The 21,084-nt window shown below is 40.8% G+C and carries 18 protein-coding genes; 9 read left to right on the top strand and 9 right to left on the bottom strand.

The window, feature by feature from the left end:
- Positions 1 to 81: 81 nt before the first annotated feature.
- Positions 82 to 639 (bottom strand): hypothetical protein, encoded by a 558-nt coding sequence (locus VUI23_RS01965; RefSeq protein WP_252729419.1) that lies wholly within the window; start codon positions 637 to 639, stop codon positions 82 to 84.
- Positions 639 to 851 carry a hypothetical protein gene (locus VUI23_RS01960; RefSeq protein ID WP_303502229.1) on the bottom strand — a complete coding sequence of 71 codons (213 nt, stop codon included), beginning with the start codon at positions 849 to 851 and terminating at the stop codon, positions 639 to 641. Before VUI23_RS01960 ends, VUI23_RS01965 begins: the two co-directional genes overlap by 1 nt.
- A gap of 85 nt (positions 852 to 936) precedes the next feature.
- Here VUI23_RS01960 and VUI23_RS01955 point away from each other — a divergent pair, with 85 nt between their 5' ends.
- Complete coding sequence (locus VUI23_RS01955; protein WP_216050484.1) at positions 937 to 1,719, top strand: outer membrane beta-barrel protein; 783 nt, start codon at positions 937 to 939, stop codon at positions 1,717 to 1,719.
- Between the two features lie 5 nt (positions 1,720 to 1,724).
- On the opposite strand, the gene VUI23_RS01950 is transcribed toward VUI23_RS01955, so the two are convergent.
- On the bottom strand, positions 1,725 to 2,519 hold the full coding sequence (locus VUI23_RS01950) for a caspase family protein (protein WP_342806588.1): 795 nt from the start codon (positions 2,517 to 2,519) through the stop codon (positions 1,725 to 1,727).
- Positions 2,520 to 2,847: 328 nt separating this feature from the next.
- Here VUI23_RS01950 and VUI23_RS01945 point away from each other — a divergent pair, with 328 nt between their 5' ends.
- The 4 genes from VUI23_RS01945 (at position 2,848) to rlmF (ending at position 6,655) form a co-directional block, all read left to right on the top strand.
- A complete protein-coding gene (locus VUI23_RS01945; RefSeq protein WP_342806586.1) occupies positions 2,848 to 3,885 on the top strand; it encodes a hypothetical protein in 1,038 nt (345 codons plus the stop codon).
- Positions 3,882 to 4,964, top strand: coding sequence for a hypothetical protein (locus VUI23_RS01940; protein WP_216050487.1), 1,083 nt, complete (start codon positions 3,882 to 3,884; stop codon positions 4,962 to 4,964). The genes VUI23_RS01945 and VUI23_RS01940 overlap by 4 nt, the downstream gene beginning before the upstream one ends.
- Positions 4,964 to 5,392, top strand: coding sequence for a hypothetical protein (locus VUI23_RS01935; protein WP_216050488.1), 429 nt, complete (start codon positions 4,964 to 4,966; stop codon positions 5,390 to 5,392). The genes VUI23_RS01940 and VUI23_RS01935 overlap by 1 nt, the downstream gene beginning before the upstream one ends.
- 360 nt (positions 5,393 to 5,752) lie before the next feature.
- A complete protein-coding gene (rlmF, locus tag VUI23_RS01930; protein ID WP_342806584.1) occupies positions 5,753 to 6,655 on the top strand; it encodes a 23S rRNA (adenine(1618)-N(6))-methyltransferase RlmF in 903 nt (300 codons plus the stop codon).
- A 453-nt stretch (positions 6,656 to 7,108) separates the two neighbouring features.
- On the opposite strand, the gene VUI23_RS01925 is transcribed toward rlmF, so the two are convergent.
- Complete coding sequence (locus tag VUI23_RS01925; protein ID WP_216050490.1) at positions 7,109 to 7,636, bottom strand: HPP family protein; 528 nt, start codon at positions 7,634 to 7,636, stop codon at positions 7,109 to 7,111.
- A gap of 514 nt (positions 7,637 to 8,150) precedes the next feature.
- Here VUI23_RS01925 and zapE point away from each other — a divergent pair.
- A complete protein-coding gene (zapE, locus tag VUI23_RS01920; RefSeq protein WP_216050491.1) occupies positions 8,151 to 9,341 on the top strand; it encodes a cell division protein ZapE in 1,191 nt (396 codons plus the stop codon).
- Between the two features lie 366 nt (positions 9,342 to 9,707).
- Positions 9,708 to 10,322, top strand: coding sequence for a hypothetical protein (locus tag VUI23_RS01915; protein ID WP_342806582.1), 615 nt, complete (start codon positions 9,708 to 9,710; stop codon positions 10,320 to 10,322).
- Positions 10,323 to 10,435: 113 nt separating this feature from the next.
- Here VUI23_RS01915 and VUI23_RS01910 read toward each other — a convergent pair whose 3' ends face one another.
- From VUI23_RS01910 to VUI23_RS01890, 5 genes are all read right to left on the bottom strand, one after another.
- Positions 10,436 to 11,590 (bottom strand): serine hydrolase domain-containing protein, encoded by a 1,155-nt coding sequence (locus VUI23_RS01910; RefSeq protein WP_342806580.1) that lies wholly within the window; start codon positions 11,588 to 11,590, stop codon positions 10,436 to 10,438.
- Positions 11,591 to 11,850: 260 nt separating this feature from the next.
- A complete protein-coding gene (locus VUI23_RS01905) occupies positions 11,851 to 14,088 on the bottom strand; it encodes a heparinase II/III family protein (RefSeq protein ID WP_342806578.1) in 2,238 nt (745 codons plus the stop codon).
- 276 nt (positions 14,089 to 14,364) lie between these two features.
- Positions 14,365 to 14,946 carry a single-stranded DNA-binding protein gene (gene ssb, locus VUI23_RS01900; RefSeq protein ID WP_342806576.1) on the bottom strand — a complete coding sequence of 194 codons (582 nt, stop codon included), beginning with the start codon at positions 14,944 to 14,946 and terminating at the stop codon, positions 14,365 to 14,367.
- A 302-nt stretch (positions 14,947 to 15,248) separates the two neighbouring features.
- Positions 15,249 to 16,121: a CoA ester lyase gene (locus VUI23_RS01895; RefSeq protein ID WP_342806575.1), complete on the bottom strand. Its 873-nt coding sequence runs from the start codon at positions 16,119 to 16,121 to the stop codon at positions 15,249 to 15,251.
- A gap of 77 nt (positions 16,122 to 16,198) precedes the next feature.
- The gene (locus VUI23_RS01890; protein WP_342806573.1) at positions 16,199 to 17,551 is read right to left on the bottom strand and encodes an MFS transporter; all 1,353 of its coding nucleotides are present in this window, start codon (positions 17,549 to 17,551) and stop codon (positions 16,199 to 16,201) included.
- 268 nt (positions 17,552 to 17,819) lie between these two features.
- Between VUI23_RS01890 and uvrA the strand changes: the two genes are divergently transcribed.
- A complete protein-coding gene (gene uvrA, locus VUI23_RS01885) occupies positions 17,820 to 20,660 on the top strand; it encodes an excinuclease ABC subunit UvrA (RefSeq protein WP_216050499.1) in 2,841 nt (946 codons plus the stop codon).
- Positions 20,661 to 20,678: 18 nt separating this feature from the next.
- Positions 20,679 to 21,083, top strand: coding sequence for a thioesterase family protein (locus tag VUI23_RS01880; RefSeq protein WP_216050500.1), 405 nt, complete (start codon positions 20,679 to 20,681; stop codon positions 21,081 to 21,083).
- The last annotated feature ends 1 nt before the right edge of the window (position 21,084 follow it).

Genomic DNA, 21,084 nt, shown 5'->3' with positions numbered 1-21,084 from the left:
TAGGTACCACTGTTAACTCAACGACATAGGATTATTGAGAGTTGTAGAAAAGCATAAAAATCGTGATTTTTAGGGATTAGTTCAAGATTCACAGATACTGTTGCCATTACCCGCATAGAAATTCAAAAGCCGATTATATTTTTCTGGATTATTCCATTTTTCCCGAATGTTACATATGTACGGGTAAAAAGTGCGAACAAATGCCCGACCATCTGTATCAAAGAACTGTTCTGCAGCGGCATCGTCACACAAGTCTAACTCTCTACACAGTATTATCTGCTCATAAAAAGTGAAAATTTGGTCCAATGAACCCGCTAATGCATCTGCTTCAACCTGTTTATTTATAAAATCGTTATATTGGCTGGCAACATTCTCTGGTTTGATGGTTGAATCTGTTAATAATTGATTGATGTTATCAACATGGGATGTCATTGAGTCGGTAATTTTTAACCGTGCTTGCATCAATAAGCCATCACTATGATAACGCTCTACAAACGCCATACTTCGGTCAACACGCACTGCATCTTTATGTTCTAAGTATTGAAAGACACCAAAGATACCGCCGATAACCACAGCTAGAGCAGCAATCCATGTTCCTGCGACTTCCGCAATTTGCAGTCTTAGTTCTTGTGGATCCATTAAGGCTTGCAGACCGGTAAACTTTCATTCACTAAACAGGGATCATAGCCTCTTCCCGTTTCGTCATCTGTATCACAACTTTCTTGCTGCTCGTTGCGACACTCGACTTCTTCTGAGCTATCATCGGTAGTCTTACAGCCGCCAATAAAACATAAACACAAGATGGTAAACAGAATCGATATCAAGGAAACTAAGGGTTTGTTTGAATTCATTTATGTTCTCTATTTTTTGCTATCTACTAACAATACTATTAGTCTTAGCTAATTGCACAAAAAAATAACAATAAGAGAGCATATAATGAACAATCGCTGTTTAGCAGGATTGCTACTAGTGCTAATAGCCTCGCCTGCGGCGTTTGCAAACTCTTCACTTAAAGACATTCGATTTGTAGCTGGCGCATCGCTAGGATATAGCACCTTTTCCTTTTCCGAAAAACTCGATCACGACATCAGCTTTCCTAGCGTCAATATTCCTGTCGCCGTGACTCTTGAAAACTGGCAATTGTCAGCCAACTTGCAGACCACCTTGAAGGATGCTGATATATCCGAAGAAGAAGATACGGGTAAAGCATCTCGTGATGATCTAGACATCACATTAGGCTATCGACTATCAAAAAATTGGACGCTATTTGGTGGTTACAAATATGGCAACACCAAAATTCAATTTACTCCACGGGACATCGACGAAGAAGATCAACTTAACATTACCGATGAACGTTATCGACAAAAAGGACCATTTGTTGGGATAAGTTATCATTGGCAATTTGAGAAAGCTGGCAGTCTTAGTCTGTCTGTCGCTTTTGCAGACCTAAGGGCAAACAACGTTTTTTCTGAAAATACAGATGAAGAAGAGGAAGAAGAGGCAATAGAATTTGACGATCTAACAGGAAATGTTTCTGGTGACACCAAAGGATTTAGTTATAGCTTAAGTTGGACAATGCCAGTTTCCAGCAACTTACTGTTTCAAACACGTTTTAAGATAAATGACTATCAGCAAGATATCGATTATAACGGCGCTCAATTTAACGGCATCGATGAATCTTTTACTTCCTTGCACGTTGGCCTAGCTTACGTTTTTTAAGCCATTCAAAATACCACTATATTGGGGACTTCCTTGTTTTTGGGAGGGCTGAAATAGACCTCTCCAAGTAACGATGAATGTTCCCATGGAATTTGCCTATTGCGAGTTTCCTTTGCCACTGCCGAGCGGACTTTTTTAAATACTTCTTCAATCGAGATGCTTTCGGAAATGTATTTAAGTAGATGTTTAGTATAAACACCATTGTCGCTCCTGCCGTCTAACGCTATCCCTCCAGGCTCAGTGGCAAACGCAATCAGTGTAGCCGACGGAGCTTTCACCGGAGCTAGACCTTGAGACACTAAAACGTTGCCACTGCCTTCAAAAGGATTATTACGACAAGCATCTAAAATCACAATGTTTTGTAACTCATTAGTACTTTTCATCAGTTCAAATAGATGGGAGAGATTATACAACTGATCAACAAATTCCTGTTCACTTTCAAACTGGATATTAAGAGGGATGAGGTAATTGGCATGATTAATTTGTATTGCATGCCCCGCATAATAAACAACGGCTAGCTTTTGACTGCCAGCAGCCTTAGCGACTTCTGCGTAGAACCCATTAATCCCTTGGCGTAGAGTCAACGAATTTGCGTCAGTTAAGGTGGTCACTCGAAAACCGAGTTCGAAAAAAGCGTCAGAAATAGCTTCCGCATCATTGAGGGTATTTTTTAAAGGCGCTACTTGATAATTTTGATTGCCAATTACCAACGCAAAACGGTCGAGATTAACCCCATAGGCACGACCTAAAATCGAGTACAGAGTGATAACCGATAACAGAAGAAATACAATCCAGCGCATTTGACACCAACATTATAGAATCAGATATAAAGCATACTGGTTTATAGGTTAATACTCAAAGGTACGCTATTTACGATTCAGTAGGCTTACTCAAAGCAACACTTTATATTCTTCCCCCCCCCCAAAAAAAAGAACAGTGATTAAAGAATATTGGTTAATGAGTGTGTGAAATTAGCGACATTGCGTTTTTTGGTCTATAACCAAAAGATGCAAGTTCAATAAGCAGCAGAAAGAGCTTCTAAACATTGTCATGTAGTTTCAAAGGAATTGACAACTAACATTGATTTACTGGCTATTGCTACCAGTAAAACTTGGGAGATACATGAGGATGGATAACCGTACCCCACGAACAATCGGGCAATCCTTTATACTTAAATTAATCGGATTGCTGATTTTTATAATTATAGTGTACTTAGCATCTCACATTACATTGATGCACACTAAGTCTAATCTAAATAGTGCAATATCTTGGCAGTATTTTGCGCAAATTTCTAAAATCGGCGAGGTCGATTTCAAAAACCTAAGTGACTTAGACTGGTACATTGACGCCCAGCAAAGTACGCATACCATAGGCAAAATTAGAGACCGTTCTACTACAATTTATGAACTATTCACCAAGACCAAAGCGCAAATTTTTCAATTAAAATCACACCTTAATGATCACCAACAAATCGTTCCTGTTGAGACGCTAGTCAATCAGGGAGCTTATGATGAGGCGTACATTCTAGTAGCTAACATTGGTACTAAACTAGCTGCTAGTAACTTATTACCCAACACCATTAAACAAAATTTGTTTGCTTTATCTAGGTTGAAACGTCAACAAATGGTTGACCTACATACCCTATCCCCTCCTAGCAAACTTTTCATGTGGACATCTCCCAATTTATCTATGTTGGAGGTTCTCTTTTGGGCACTCTTTGGAGTAATAACTAACTTATTGGTGAACTCCGCGGAATATCTTCGCAAACAGAACTTTAATCCGTTAGAGCGTTGGGTCGCTTATACCAAACTTATTTATGGACCTATTCTAGCCTTAGTCATGGTGATGGCAATTATGTTTGGTTGGTTTGATATTGGTCCGTATGAAGCCCGAGTTTGGACACTTCCATTAATAGGATTCATTTTTGGTTACGCTTCCAGACGCACAGCTTCGTTATTCGACAAATTAATTGAAAAAGTACTAGGAGCAGCAACAAGTAGTATAAATGAAGGACCACAAAAAATTTATGAGGAACGAACGAAATTACTTAGAGCCTTAAAAAGTGCAGCTGAACCCAAATCTATCGACGAAATTAAACGTCAAGCTAAAGAGCTTGCCCACGGGTTAGTAGAATCTGAACTTGCGAAGAAGGATACTTCCAAATGAAAATACCAGTGAATTTTATTATTATAATCAGCCTAGTAATCTCAGTGAGCGGCTGTGCAACTCAGGCGGTGTTAAATCTCACCGACAGATCCGTAGAAAATCAAAAAATCTTAGCTCAACAACATGCCAATATTGCCAATGCTTTTAACCAGCAACTATCGACTGAAGTGGAGATGGTTAAATTAGTCGGGTCTGAACTGAGCAAGCAGTGTGACGCTATAAACCAGAGAACTCACACATACGCTCAAGCTTTAATTAGTAATTCCAAACTTAAAATTAAGCAACGCTTTTATGAACAAGTAATTGAGTTTCAAAACAAAACATACCCACAACAGTTCAATACCGCATATGCTCCTTTAGAGGCTTCCTTTAAGGTTTATGAAGCTCAATTAAAAGAGCTTGAAAATGCACAAACCATAACGCCACTTGATGTGGATGTTAGTCGAAAAATAATAGTTAAAAAGACCCAAATATTAGCCGTTTCAGGTCGCCACTCTAGGGATGATTTGGATTTACGAGAGACCTATTTTGAGAAGATATTAAAATATAAAACGACTCTGTTCGATAATATTGATGCCCAATACACAATGATTAACCCACCAGCGGGGACAGATTGTAAGAGCTTCAATAATCAGGCTCAAGACATTGCCAAACAACTGTTGAGCCTGCAAGCAAGTTTAGCTGCTCACTATGGTCAACTGGATACATTAAACGATCAACAGTTACAGACCTTGTTAACTTTAAAAAACAATGTTGATAGGTCTCCAATTTACGAACTAATTTTGGAAGGTGCTAGCGATAACCTCAAAACCAAATTAACAGCCATAAGCAGTAAGCTTAGTGGTCTATTGACGCCATTAAGCTCTACCTTTGACCAGTTTTTAGGGAAGCTGTCGAATAACGCATTTCAGAGTTTAGGTAACCTAACGGGCACGTTAAATAACCTAGAAACGAATTTAACTAAAAGTATTAATAATAAGTTCAGTGATTTAATAGACGAAATTCCAAATCATGTAAATAACTTAATCAATCAACACGCTGCATCACCTATGCCTGCTAAGTCGCAAGGAGAAGAATAATGAGAACCAGAAGATTAGTACCTAGTTTCGACGCTCTTCCGCCAGAGGCGAAAAAAATAGCGGATAATGCCAGACAAGAAATGGATGATTGGATCGATGAAAAAGTCGAGGCCTTAGCCGACGACATGACTACTGAGTTGAGTAAAGGTGTAGCCCTGCTGCAAGCACAAGTTTCCGAGATAGAAAGTGAGCTGGCCGAAAGCCGCAAAAGCATGGAGGCCATATTAGGACAAATAACCAAGCTTCAACAAGATATCACTCTGGGGGATGGAGCTGAAATCAACAAAGCCATAGAACTGACCCAACAAAGTGTTGAAAAAGTGAAAACTGAATTGGCCAATCGTGAGGCTAAATGGAAAGCCTTGGGCAATGGCATTGTTGATCAAGTGTCAGGTGCTATCGGTAAGGTCATTCCTATAAGCATTTGAGATAATAGGTTTATAGAAATTCACGGAACATAATGTATCCAGTAGATTATGAGTAAATTCAACACCTATAAAAAAGTCTCGCTTCAGCGAGGCTAGTGACTGGATATTGTGCAAACTATTTAGTCATGGGACAACGTAGAGAAACTACCCTCAAAAGGCCAAGTCCCATCACAGCCATAGTACTCGGCTCTGTTTCATCAACATTGCCTGGTTGTGCTGGGTTAATTTAGCTGTATTTTACGGACGCTGATTTCATCCACGAAAACAACAATCAAAGTGTAATAAGGGATATCATGATAAAATAAGTTTCAAAGCTGACAATAGCTAGTTGCCACTTAAGTAATGAGTTAACTAAATACAATGCACACAAGAAACCTCCATAAAAACGGCTATGATTTTGCTCAGCTAGTTAAATTCACTCCACAGCTCACAAACTTTATTATAAAAAAAGAAGGGAGACGAGCGACCATCAATTTCGCCGATCCCAGCGCAGTAAAAACCCTCAATCAAGCGCTGTTAAAACAATATTACAAGTTAAGCTACTGGGATATTCCTGAGGGTTTCTTGTGCCCTCCTGTCCCAGGAAGAGCGGATTACATTCATCATATTGCTGACTTAATCACTGCAACCACAAACAAGCAAAATGACGTTTTAGGACTAGATATTGGCGTGGGGGCTAATGTTATTTATCCCATAATTGGTAGCCAAACCTATGGCTGGCACTTTGTTGGCAGTGATATCAGCGACGCCTCACTGCAATCAGCAAGACATATTGTCGCCAACAACGACAATCTAAAAAAGCAGATCACTATTCGCAAACAACAGAATAGCCAGCATATATTTAAAGGATTAATTCAGCCAGACGATAAATTTACCTTTACTATGTGTAATCCCCCTTTTCACGCCAATGCAAAAGACGCATTAGCTGGAAACCAGCGTAAGAACCGTAACCTCGCTAGACATAAACAAAAAAGACAAGGCAGGGAGCAACGCTATTGCGAAGCGAACAAAACCCATCTTAACTTTGCCGGACAGCACAACGAATTATGGTGTAAAGGCGGCGAACCAGCGTTTATCAGTAAGATGATTATTGAAAGTCAGCAATTTGCCAAACAAGTGCAATGGTTTACCTGTTTAGTTTCCAAAAAAGAGCATCTAAATGCGATCTACCGGCAATTAAAGCAAGTCCAGGTCAAAGAGGTTAAAACCATTGAAATGCATCAAGGTAGTAAAGTGAGCCGCTTTATTGGCTGGCAATTTTAAGCCAATTCCTGCAAAGTTTTAAGCCACTTTCTACAACGAATCGCAAAAGTCTTCATAGTAGATAAAGGAAAAGCGCAACTAAGTGCGCCTTCCATTTAGCTATACTGAATGTAAAAAAGATAAATAGTCTTAAAAAACACCACTGGACGAACAAACCTGCTGAGCAGCTTTAAGCTGAGAGTTATAGTGGCAAGCGCCTAATCCCATACTACTCGCTTCGAAGTAGCCATTTTCGCAATCTCTTATTGTGTATTCATCACCATTGTTACAGCGTAGTTTTATCCACACACCATCACGGCTTAAATAGGTCGATAAATTCTTCTTGGCCGTTGACTGACTGCTATTACTACTGCTGCTACTGGGAGATTGCCCGTAGCACTATTTAACCAACAAGAATTTGTCTCAAAGCGCAAAGAAATAGGCTTTTTACAGATGCGGTTAAATTAACAATGATTAAAAAGTTTCCGCTAGTTTTACTGCCGAACCTTTCATTAATTGTTTGGCTCGCTGAATATCTTTTTTATCTTTGGTCTGCACAACGACCGACCATTGATTGTTCTTTCTTCCTTGCCTCACTTCATTGACCACTGAATCATGATCTGGTCTTAAAGAAGCGGCTCCTGCTACTAGTAGCCCCATAAAAGTTCCTAAAGTACCGGTTGCTATCATCAACATTATCGGACTAGAAACGGCAAATTGAATACCGGAAATAATCAAAGAAGAGGCTACTAATAAGCCGATAACTAAGCCGATCAATCCCAACATAATATGCGACGCCAACAATGTGCGACCAATTTGTTTAGTTTCAGGTTCGATTTTTTTAGCAAACTGTTTATCTTTCGGTGAAACCACTGCTACTTCGTCGCTGGATACGCCACCTTTAGTGATTAAGATTTCAGCTGTTTTCTTGGCTGTAGATTCATCTTCAAACACCCCTACTACTTTTCCCGGGTGATGTTCTTCATTCATTTTAAGGTTCATATCATTCTCCAACTACTTTTAATCCAGGTTTGATTAATCTTCGATTTAATAAAACTCAGATTTATTTATTCACTTAGCAATGTATGAGCAAGGTGAATGCCAGTTACAAGTAATCATAGTGAAGTGAGAAATGAGATTCCGACTCTATTCAAATAATTCCATTTTTTGACGGCAAAAGAGGCACGTAAGATTATTAAGAAACAACAACAGAAATACTCTAAGTAATTGTATTAAATATATTTTATTTAAACTTACAATCATCTTGAAATATAAATTAAGCGCTGGGAGTTTTTCAACTTAGCGGACAGCAAATTTAACAGTAAATACTCACTAACCGCTATTTGGATAGTTAAAATAAGTAAACCAAGTGAAACATTTTCAAAGTGTGTAACTTTTACCCAGTGATAAGACCTCTCCCATCGTTCTGTGTGTTGGTCGAAATTCATTTGCCTAAACGGCAAAAAAATAGTTAAAGTTGGTTGGTTTTCTCAGTGCAAAATAGGAATAGTTAAAAATGCCTGATGGCGTCAGTCAGACTTCAACTCTGCACACTCCCCTTGCTGTTTATCGTTCGCAAATTGGCAGTAAACTTGTGGACGACCCATCGCAGTTACAAGCAATAACGGCATTGAATGCGCTATTCTTAGAACTCACCAATCCACGTAAAGCGACTAGCGACATTCAAAAAGGACTCTACTTGTGGGGTGATGTGGGCCGCGGTAAAACATTTTTGATGGATTTGTTTTATGATTGCCTTCCGGCTAAGGGCAAATTAAGACTGCATTTTCACCGTTTTATGGCACGTATCCATCAAGCCCTTAAAGAACATGCAGGCCAACAAGATCCGCTTGTGCAGATTGCCAAAGATCTGGCAAAACATAATCGTATCTTATGTTTTGATGAGTTTTTTGTATCTGACATTGGCGATGCCATGATCTTGGCTGGTTTATTCACCTGTTTGTTTGAACAAGGCGTTGTGCTAGTGGCAACCTCAAATATCCCCACCGAGCGTTTATACGAAAACGGCCTGGCCCGTCACAAATTTCTGCCTTGCATTGCTTTATTGCAACAACATACCCAAACCTTGCATCTTGCCGGTAAGCAAGATCATCGGTTACATGCACAAAATGTGGAAATTAACAGCACAGTTGACCAGTTCCTTTCAAATTATATTGGAGTTGGCTCAAGCATAGATTTGCCGACTATTTTTTCGGAGTTAACGCAGGCAATTCCGTTAACACAAATAAACCATTCCAGTATCGATATTTGTCATCGTCAGATCCCTGTTATTCAGGCTACCCAAAGGCATATTCAAAACTCAGTGGTTTGGTTCGATTTTGCCGCATTGTGCGAAGGCCCGCGCTCTCAACTCGATTACATTGAGATAGCATCGAGCTATAACACCCTGATGCTAAGCGGCGTGCCTCAACTAGGTGGCAAAGTTAGAGGCTGGATTAAAGCACGAGGCACAGAAGATGGTGTAGGTGAGAACCAGGCGACCACTACTGGTGAACGGGTTGTATCTTACGCGGTAAATGACGACATGGCGCGACGTTTTATCAGCCTGATAGACGAACTTTATGACCAAGGAGTCCGATTATACTTAAGTACGGAAGTACCACTTAACGAACTCTATTTAGAGGGGGCCCTCACATTTGAATTCCGCCGTACCTATAGTCGTCTAATTGAAATGAGCCGAGATTAACCTGGTTTTTTTCATCATAAACGCATCATAAACGAGACACCCATGTTTATTCCCCCTTAACAGGACAGCCACATAAACGAGACAGCCATGTTTAGTTAACCCTAAACAAAAACCCTAAACAGGACACCCATGTTTATTCCCCCTAAACAGGACAGCCATGTTTATTCCGCCTAAACAAGACACCCATGTTTAGTTAACCCTAAACAAGACACCCATGTTTAGTAGCGAATAATTTTGTATTGCAAACTAAACACAACAGGTTGAATAAATTAGACTAATCTAGCTCAGACAGTGTGTACAAAGAGAGTATTGTGGTAGCTTTAAAGACAAAGTAAACGGACGTTAAATCAAGGAAACAAAACAATAATGCGAATATTACAACCTCTAACAATAGCCAGCCTTATACTTGCCAGTTCATTCATGGCCAATGCACAACAAATTATTAAACCAGCACCTTTGGTATCTATTCCAACTCAAGATACTTTTTTCGCTAGTCTGAAAGCTTTATGTGGAAAGGCGTTTGCTGGTAAAGTCACTATCGATAATCAAGGCCCAAGCAATATGTCTGAGCAGCCATTAATCATGCATGTAAGACGTTGTACAGATCAGCAATTGCAAATACCCTTTCACGTTGGCGATGACGCTTCACGCACTTGGATTATAACCAAGACAGGGTCAGGCCTTTCCCTGAAACATGATCACCGCCATGCTGATGGTTCCTATTCAGAATCCACTATGTACGGCGGCCACACTGAGGACGCAGGTTTCCCACAGGCACAATCTTTCCCTGTAGATCAATATTCTAAAGAATTATTCGCAAAGGCTGGAAATCCACAATCCAGTACCAATATCTGGCAAATGTATATCTATCCTGAGGTATTTACCTATCGTTTAATCCGCGAAGGAAGAGAGTTTCGAGTAGATTTCGATTTGACCCAAGAAATAGACACACCCGCTGCACCATGGGGCTATCAAGATTAGAAAAGAGCCTAATGGGCCAATTAAATTAACTGACAAAGTAGTGCTGGCCAAGACTGTATAAACTGAGAAAATGAAATACAGTCTACAGAATAAAGGCCAATATTAGGATTGTATTATTTAGCCTTAATTGAGAGTTTCTTTTTCGCTAGTTTCGACACTTGTTCCAGGCTTTGATCCAACTTCTGATTGGAAATATCATTACACATCCAAGCAATCGCCAGATCTAAGTCAGGAATGCGGCTAAAGAAGGTATGAGTGCCTAGCCAGCCACCAGAATGAAAGAATACTTGGTGGTTATTAACTTGTTTAACAAATTGGCCGTTTGCGTAAAGCACTCCGTCATCAGCTTCAAATTGACTATTCGGCGTATTCATATCAACTAACAAGCGCAGCGGATCTTTACCCACTTTAGGTGCGTTAAAATGATTATTCCAAATTAGTAAATCGTCTAAATTGGTGTGTAAACCGCCATCACCTACCCAAAACAAGTTCGTCATATCGGTAATATAAGTGCCATCCTTACGCTGCTTGTATCCATAAGCACGATTTTTCACTATCTCTACAGGATCATCACTAAAAAAGGTATTCTTCATGCCCAGTGGCAAAAAAATATGTTCGTGAGAATATTGCCGAAGAGATTTGCCAGAGACGTTTTCCACCAGCATCGACAATAAAAAATAGGCCAGATTACTGTAACGAAATTGTTGTTCTGGCTCTAGCGCTATGGGCACAGTACGCACAACATCGAAGAATTCTTGAATAGTTAAATAATCCTCGTTTCCGAGTCGAAACGGGCTCCCAGCGGCAGACTTTAATTCTATCGATTTGGGGTTTTTCTCGCCTTCGTAAACAGAGGCGATGAGATCATAATCCCCCATACCGGAAAAATGCCCGAGCATGCCATTAATGCTAATTTTGTGACCGTAATCAGGCAACGATGGAAGATAAGTGCGAATATCCTCATTTAAATTTATTTTGCCTTCTTGAGCCAATATTAACACTGCCATGGCAGTAAATTGCTTAGAAACAGACGCCATGCGATGCACTTGCGTGCCATCTAAAGGCGTTTCGAGTTCAAGGTTGCTCAATCCGTAGCCGCTTTTGTGGATAAAATTACCGTTGTGGATAATGCCTAAATTACATCCTGGCGCGCCATCTTCTATTGCGCTCTCCATGATGGAGTCTACAGCTTCATTAAACTCGTTGCTCATTGATGGTTTAGGCACGCATATTAGAACGGCAATCATTACTGGCAGTATAAATTTCATTGGGTCTTCCTTGAGTTATTTCATGCTAGTCAAAGATAATATAGCTTACTAATAATAGGTTATTTTCCGACCAACATTCAATTAATATCAAAATTTCACATCGGCGAATTTTAAGGTTTGGGCACTAGAAGAATAGAGTGAATAGCGAAGAATGCCCCCAATAAAAAAGCCGTTTTCATCTCTGTTCAAATATTTAAACAGAGAATCCCACGGCTTAGCTTTTATGGATAGACTTTGATTTCTATTGATAGACTTAAATTTTACTGATAAAAGTAAGGACCAGTCCATTTATATTTTTTGCCATTGACTTTCACGCTATGCTTGGCAGTTTTAGAAGCATTATCGTTGGAGATAATGAATAACTGCTCATTGCCCTTCAAGTCAGTAATAGTTACGCCTGTATAGTCGTCGTTATCAACAACCACTTTCAGGTCAGCGATACTACTTTTTGAATTTTGTGATAACTCTGTCACAGGCCCGTAAGAACCATGGGGTTCGATGACCGAAACAAACAGGGTATCTTGGGCATTTCTGCGCAATAACAAAGAAGCATCACGACGCAAATTAAATTCAGGATCGTTTGCACCTATGCGAGTAAAGAGTAATTCATCACTGTTATCAGTCACTGTAGTTAAGGTGTAATACTTGCCATTACCCAACCATGAGAATTTTGAATTTCCGCTAACCGCATTGCCTTTACCTTCAACAAAAAGATGTTGATAACCATTGTCTTCGCCTAACGGACGCAAGACCTTTGGCGAGTCATAAGCAAAGTTCATGTCCAAAACCTGTCCCATAAAGTAATACGGGAAGTCGTACTGATTTTTGCTATCTGATTCAACGCGCATAATGTCGAGTAAAAAGGCTTTTTCGAAATTCTCGTCCTTAATCATTGCCATAGTGCGATGCATGGATGTGCCAGGATAAGCATTGCTTTCTGTGGCGCTCACTACTTGGACATTGTCTTTCTCGGCATCAAAAGTAAACAACTCTGAATGGTGTTGACTCGCTATATCATAACTACCATTAAAGTGCTTTTTCTCATTTACCGACAAAGTATTATGGGCGATCGTTGTTTTCGCCCAAGTGGTGTTCTCTTTAAGGTAATTGCCGCCGCCTTTCTGCTCTATATTAACAAATCGTGCTAAGCCATAGTCCTGTAAAACTTCATCACCTTTTTCATACAAAGAATAAGAAAGCTTATCGTAATGGCCATGACTCAAACCCTGAGCAGCATATTTGAAGACTAGAGTGAGATCTTCGTTGCCGTAGCGCAAAATCCCAATTCCACCTTGCTTACCATTAATACCGTCACTTAAATTAATCGATTTTTTAGCAAAAGCTTTAGCTTTTCCATCGCGCACACCAATCGCTGCCTCAAGGCCAGACTCATCAATCAGAACCTGTCCTTGTTTCTCAACGATACTCAATAACTCAGGGTTTTTATCACCATAAAAATATGCCAAGTTCACCGCTGACACTAATGAGCTGGTGTAATATGACATGCCTTTTTGGCCGTCGTTAATAGGGAAAAATTCACCATCGGCATCAGATAAGTTAAGTAATGCGTTAACCCCTTTGAATAATACGTTATCTTTATGTTGTAGCACCTTAAGTTCTGGACGGTTATTTTCCATAGCCAGTGCCAGTATCAAGAATGGGTACATGGCATAACGTTGGTAGTAAGGACCTTCAGTATAATAACCATCAGGTGAGAAAGGTTCTTCTAAGTTGGCAAAGAAGCCTTTGCGTTGCCCTTCAACTTTGATTGTTCCGCCGTCGTTGTCTTTACCACCGACTTCCAAGCCGTCATCTTCAATGCCATAAAGTGCACGCTGAATGAGTTCTTCGTCATCCATTACCAAACCAATCATACCTACCGCTGTGACCCCCCAGGTACTGTGGTTGTGTACTCGATTGAAAAACTGCGGATTTTCTAATGATAAAAAGTCAGCAAAAGGACGAAATAAGTTAGTTTCTAATTTGTCACGCTCACTCTCGCTCAAATAATCGTAAATCGCATCATAGGCTTGGCTCATATAAACCAACCAGTTACTGTCGTTTAGACACTGCCAAAATAGCTTTCCCCGGGCGTAGGAACGCTCTTGTGGGTGAAGCGGTAAATCTTTATACATTGCTTCATACTGAAACAACATGTCACGAATATACTTAGCGTACTTCTCGTCTTCTAGAACCTGATATAGCACACCAGCTTTTTGCGCGGTAAAGAAATTAAGTTTGTGACGTTGGTGGGTATAACCGCCAGAAAAATCCTTAGGAATGGGTGTATCAATGCCCAATGCAATTTCAACATCAACTTGTTGCTTGATTGTTGCTAGAGATTCGTCAAATAAAGGAACCTGGCCTAAATTTGCTCTAATTCTCTCCACACCAGGCTCGGTCAGAATAAGATTTGGATGTTCCTTTGCACTAAGGGCGAAAGACGAAATACTAATCCCAATGGATAGCAAAGTAACTGAGAACTTTTTGAGGTTCATTAAGCTTGGGTTCCTTTTTTAACAAAAGCCGTTTGGCAAACATTCACGATTAATTAGAAACTCGTAACATTAACATATAGATGACAACTTAGGGACAGTACAATAACAGAATCACTGAAGTATAAAAGCAGACCACTGGATTGTTACGTTTCCCTTGATGAAAACTCCCTTCAGGCTAAATTGAATTGCGAATTAAAATACAAAACTTGCCATAAAAAAAGCCGCTCAATAGCGGCTTTCTAGAAAATTTTTCAACATTATTATTTTTGTCTTTGGTTAGAACGGAATATCATCATCAAAGTCAAAATCAGGCTCAGCCATAGGAGGTTTTTGCGCTGGGTTTTGGCCTGGGTTTTGGCCTGGATTTTGTTGCGGCGCATTACCGTATTGCTGACCACCGCCTTGTTGTGGTGGTTTAGTGTAATTCTGCTGTGGTGCTTGCGCTGGCTTTTGCGGCGCTTGGTTATATTGACCGCCACCTTGGTTAGCATAGCCACCTTGCTGACTGTCAGACTGACCGCCACGGCCACCAAGCATTTGCATTTGGTCAACGATAATTTCAGTGGTGTATTTGTCTTGACCACTTTGATCTTGCCATTTACGTGTCTGCAATTTGCCTTCAACATATATTTGCGAACCTTTACGCAGATATTCACCAGCGATTTCTGCCAGGCGACGGTACATAGTCAGTCTGTGCCACTCTGTACGTTCCTGCATCTGACCGCTCTGATCTTTCCAGCTTTCACTGGTAGCCAAGCTTAAGTTCGCTACTGCATTGCCGTTAGGCATATATCTTACTTCTGGATCTTGTCCAATATTGCCCACTAAAATGACTTTGTTGACACCTTTAGTTGCCATGTGTACTCCTATTATTCGTCGCTAAATGAGTTGTCTTTACCATCTTCGTATATCTCAGGTCAGACTTATTTAGCATCCAAGCTGATATTTCTAAATTGGTTATTAAATTCAGAAACTTACCCAAATATCTTTATTGAAAAGGTATGTTCGCTGCCAATTTAGTTAAAAAACTTGGCATCAATGATTCGATATTATCCGCGGTATTGTAACCCGATTAAACAGTTTTATCTCAATAAAATCGGAACTAAATTCAGTTTAAATCCCTTAACATTAATATAAATGAATTTGCTTAATGAGCTAGTCTAGTTTTGCTTATTCACTCTTTTTAATAGATTTTCAGCCCGTTGCACCACGGGTAAATCAATCATTTTATTGCCATAGTTAGTGGCCCCAGTGCCCTGCTTGTATTGCTGTTGAAACGATTGAATTAACTCTTTTGCTTGTTTGACTTGCAGTTCAGTAGGCATAAAGACCTGATTCAATATACTCACTTGCAAAGGATGCACGCAAGGCGCACCCGCAAACCCAATTTTATTTGCCAACTCAGCGGCGGTTTGAAACTTAGCAGGATCACTGAAATCGGCAATCGAGGCCGGAAATCCCATAGGCGCAATATTCGCACGCCGACAAGCCATAATTAACTGCTGGCAAGGACCGATAAGAGCTTCTGTAACCGGTTCCATGCCAATCGATAAGGATAAATCTTCAGTGCCCATTGTCATAGCAATTAAACGTGATGAACTAGCGGCAATTTCATCTAATTTAGGCATCGCATTAACATGCTCAATTTGCGCAATAAGTCGTGTATAACCTATGGGCATTTGCTTTTCATGTTCTAACTCGTCGATTGTCTCAGCGATTAGTTGAATATGGGCAGCGCTGCTGACTTTAGGGATAACTATGGCACATATTTGCGGGGCGACTACTGCTTCTAAGTCTCTTATTGCTAGACGCAATCCTGCGTTTATTCTGACTAAGGTATCAGCCCCATTTTTAGACACAACTTGGGCAGCAGCAAGAATATTAGCGCGCGTTTTGGTTTTGTGATCAATTGGAATACTGTCTTCTAAATCAAGGATATAACCATCGGCTGCGCGGGTATGCGCTTTATCAATAAACTTTTGATTATTGGCAGGTAAAAACAATAACGAACGCCAGGGGATTAATTCGGTCATCAGTATTCTCGTGAAAATTGTTATTTCAGTTTAGCGCAAATTTGGGCCAACATTGAAGTTGATATAACCTGCTTGAATTACAACTGCGGTGCAGTGTGAAGCACCAGTTGCTGCGCTTGTCGAAGATCAAATTCTGCCGTTGCTTTCACGTATACGCTGTCTTCCTCAGTCACCAAAGCAAGATCAACAACGCCAGGCATCGCCTGCAACTGTTGTTTCAACAAATCTAGATCCGCAGAATGATTAATACCGCTTAATGTATAACGTCGGTATTTATTTACGCTTTTAAGGTTATAAATGATGCCTGTCCATATAAACAAAATGGCGATTGCGAACATTAAAACTTGTGACGGGGAGAAATATTGGTTGAGGAATCCGGCTAACATCCCTCCTAAAAAAGCACCAAAAAACTGGAAGCTAGCATACATTCCCATTGCAGAGCCTTTTTTACCCGCTGGGGCAATGCTCGATACCCATGCAGGTAAATTTGCTTCTAAGTAATTAAAACCAGTGAAAAATATTACTACAAAGCAGGCTAACGAGAACAAGGTTGATGACCAAGATAAGCCAGCACAGGCAATGATGAGTAAAAATATCGACACTAACATCAGCACTTTCTGCGAGACTTTTCTATTTAAGCCCATCAAAATCGTTAAACCTACAATCGAGATTAACAATACAGGTAAATAAAGTTGCCATTGAGAGTCGATCAATAACCCCATTTGTTGCAGCATAACCGGTAATTGCATGAAAAACAGCGTAATCATCATATGCAACAGACATACGCTAATGTTTAATTTTTGAATTTGTTTATCGCCAAACAAGTTACCCAAGTCTTTCCACGTAGGCAGCGTATCGCCAGATGGCGCTGAGTTTTGTTGTGATGGAACCACAAATCCAACGATAAAAACACACAAAAATGCTAACAATGCAGTGACAAAGAATATCCCCGACAGCCCCCAAACATTGGAAATCATCGGGCCAATCATTAACGCTAGATAGAATGAAAAGCCAATAGCGATACCAATAATTGCCATCACTTTAGGTCGTTGATTTTCACGGCTTACATCCGCGGCTAACGCCATTATCGCACCAGCGATTGCGCCAGTTCCTTGCAGTATACGGCCCAACACCAGCATCCACATATTGTCTGCAAAACCAGCGATTAGGCTGCCTAAACAAAACATCAGCAGTCCAACGACTATGACAGGTTTTCGGCCAAATTTGTCTGACAACATTCCCATTGGAATTTGTAGCAACGCCTGAGTTAGTCCGTAACCACCAATGGCGATACCCACCATAAGCACCGAATAATCAGGGTACTCTTTGGCTAAGATAGCTAATACTGGCATAACCATAAATAGCCCTAACATTCTTAGGACATAGATAAAGGCAAGAGACAAGGCTGCGCGTAATTCAGTTGCGTTCAAAACAAATCACTTTGGTTTATATAGAGCTAATTGAAGTCGTCTAATATCAAGTTCGTGAATCACAAAGGTGATTGACCATTATTTTGATAAAGAAGTTAATACTAATTGGCCGCGAAGTTTATCACAGCATTAAAATACGCGATAGATCGTTGAAAAGTCGTTTTAAATAAAATATTTTGGCTTTTTTTAGCTAATTAGTCAGTTCCTAATAGAGCATGAATTGCAATTATGTAATACTGATCTTTTGGTCAGGCAACATTCTGGATCCATGGATAAAATTGAAGTTAGGGGTGCACGCACCCACAATCTGAAAAATATTAATATAACGCTTCCTCGTGACAAACTAATTGTGATTACTGGCTTGTCGGGTTCGGGGAAATCTTCATTAGCCTTCGATACTTTGTATGCAGAAGGACAACGGCGTTATGTAGAATCCCTTTCCGCCTATGCCAGACAATTTTTGTCAATGATGGAAAAACCTGATGTGGATCACATTGAAGGTTTATCACCTGCTATTTCCATCGAACAAAAGTCCACGTCTCACAACCCACGTTCTACGGTAGGAACAATTACCGAGATATATGATTACTTAAGACTGTTGTACGCCAGAGTGGGTGAACCGCGCTGTCCAACTCACCACGTTCCTTTAGCGGCGCAAACTGTCAGTCAAATGGTTGATCGTGTACTAGAGATGGAAGAAGGCACAAAGTTAATGTTGCTTGCACCTGTGGTGCAGGAGCGTAAAGGCGAACACATTAAAACCCTTGAAGGCTTAGCGGCGCAAGGTTACATACGTGCACGTATCGACGGTGAAGTCTGCGATTTGTCCGATCCACCTGAACTTGACCTGCATAAAAAGCACACGATAGAAGTGGTTGTCGACCGTTTTAAAGTGCGTGAAGATTTGGCATTGCGATTGTCAGAGTCGTTTGAAACAGCATTGCAGTTATCTGCAGGCGCGGCCAAAGTCGCGTTTATGGACGACCCAGCAAAAGACGAATTGGTGTTTTCAGCCAATTTTGCCTGTCCTCATTGTGGTTACAGCATGGCCGAACTCGAGCCTAGATTGTTTTCGTTTAACAATCCAGCTGGCGCATGTCCAACCTGTGATGGGTTAGGTAACAAGCAGTTTTTTGATCCGGGAAAAATTGTCAGCAATGAAGAATTGAGTTTGTCTGGCGGCGCAATACGCGGTTGGGACAAACGCAGTTACTACTACTTCCAAATGTTACAAGCCGTCGCTGATCACTATGGTTTTAGTTTGACGGTGCCATTTGAAGAGCTTGAAGAAAAACACAAAGAAGTGATTTTATTCGGCAGCAAAGGTACCGCAATAAAATTCAAATACATTAATGATCGTGGCGATATTATGGAGCGCAAGCATCCATTTGAAGGCATTATTCCCAATATGGATCGCCGCTACAAAGAGACAGAGTCTAACGCGGTGCGAGAAGAACTGTCCAAATATCTCAGCCAACAACATTGTAATAGTTGTGGTGGTGCACGTTTACGTTTGGAAGCCAGAAACGTCTTTATTGGTCAAACTGCCCTGCCAACAATCACTGAAATGTCGATCTCTGATGCACTCTCCTTTTTTGCTGAATTAGACTTAACAGGACAGCGCGCGCAGATTGCGGAAAAGATTTTAAAAGAAATCAACGACCGGTTAAGTTTTCTAGTCAATGTGGGCTTGAATTACCTTTCCATGTCAAGAAGCGCCGATACCTTATCAGGTGGTGAAGCTCAGCGGATCCGCTTAGCCAGCCAAATAGGTGCAGGCTTAGTTGGCGTTATGTACGTTTTAGATGAACCATCTATTGGATTGCATCAACGAGACAACGAGCGATTATTAAAAACCCTGCGTCACTTACGAGATTTGGGCAACACGGTTATCGTCGTAGAGCATGATGAAGATGCCATAAAAGAAGCCGACTATATCGTCGATATAGGCCCAGGAGCCGGTGTCCATGGCGGTCAAATCGTTGCTGAAGGTAGTCTTAAAGACATCCTAGAAAGTGAAGACTCACTTACTGGGAAGTACCTATCTGGTAGAGAACGTATAGAAATCCCCAAAGAACGTAATAAAGTCAAAGATGACAAATGGGTGAAACTGACGGGGGCATCCGGTAATAACCTACAACAGGTAGATTTACACGTTCCTGTGGGACTAATGACCTGTGTTACTGGTGTGTCAGGATCGGGTAAATCGACCCTAGTGAATGATACATTCTACAAGTTAGCCCATCACGCGTTAAACGGCGCAACCACCGGTGAAGCCGCTCCCTACAAAGACATCACCGGTCTTGAGCAGTTAGACAAAGTGGTTGATATCGACCAGAGTCCTATCGGTCGCACACCACGCTCAAATCCGGCCACTTACGCGGGTATTTTCACGCCAATTCGTGAAATGTTTGCGGCAACCCAAGAAGCTCGCTCTCGCGGTTACAAACCCGGTCGATTCAGTTTCAATGTCAAAGGTGGACGCTGCGAGGCGTGTCAGGGAGATGGTCTGATTAAAGTGGAAATGCACTTCTTACCAGATGTGTATGTGCCATGCGATGTGTGTAAAAGTAAACGTTACAACCGTGAAACACTGGAAATTACCTACAAAGGTAAAGACATCAATCAAGTGTTAAACATGACCGTGGAAGAAGCCCGAGAATTCTTCGATGCCATCCCGGCGATTTCGCGCAAACTACAAACGCTAATGGATGTAGGCTTGTCTTATATTCGCTTAGGTCAATCGGCGACAACCCTCTCCGGTGGTGAAGCACAGCGGGTGAAACTAGCCAAAGAGTTATCTAAGCGTGATACCGGTCAAACTCTGTATATTTTAGATGAACCAACTACCGGTCTGCATTTCCACGATATAAAACAACTGTTGGAAGTATTACATAGACTCCGTGACCACGGTAATACAGTTGTGGTTATTGAGCATAATCTGGATGTAATAAAAACCGCAGATTGGATTATCGATCTTGGTCCTGAAGGTGGTTCAGGCGGGGGCAATATTATCGCTCAAGGTACGCCAGAAGATGTGAGTAAGGTAAAAGGTTCGCACACTGCGCATTTCCTTAAGCCAATTTTAGACAATGCCAGACAGGCATAATTAGACACGGATTAGAGTATGTTTAGCGAACACTTTAAAGTCAGGTTTTATGAAACAGATGGTTTGGCTCACGTCAGTAACACTGTTGTTGCCGGCTGGTTTGAATGCGGCAGAGAGCCGATCTTCAAAATGTTTACGCCAGATCTAGATTTGCAGAATTGGCCATTGATTTTAGCCAGTTACAAAATCGACTTTCATTTGCAGATATATTACGGCAAATCAGTAGAAGTACGCACTTACGTAAGCCGAGTGGGCAATAGTTCATTCGATACTTATCAGGAAATTTGGCAACAAGATCAGAAAGTCGCCTCAGGTACTACAACCTTAGTGCGGTTCGATTTTGAAAGCAATAAATCGGTACCAATTGACGGCGCAATCAAATCCCAACTTGAAGAACATTTGTATCCCCAGCAGGAAGCTTAAA

The sequence above is a fragment of the Alteromonas sp. M12 genome (genome assembly GCF_037478005.1).
Classification (GTDB): domain Bacteria; phylum Pseudomonadota; class Gammaproteobacteria; order Enterobacterales; family Alteromonadaceae; genus Aliiglaciecola; species Aliiglaciecola lipolytica_A.
Note: the sequence above shows the minus strand (reverse complement) of the source record. Positions and strands in the feature narration are given on the sequence as shown.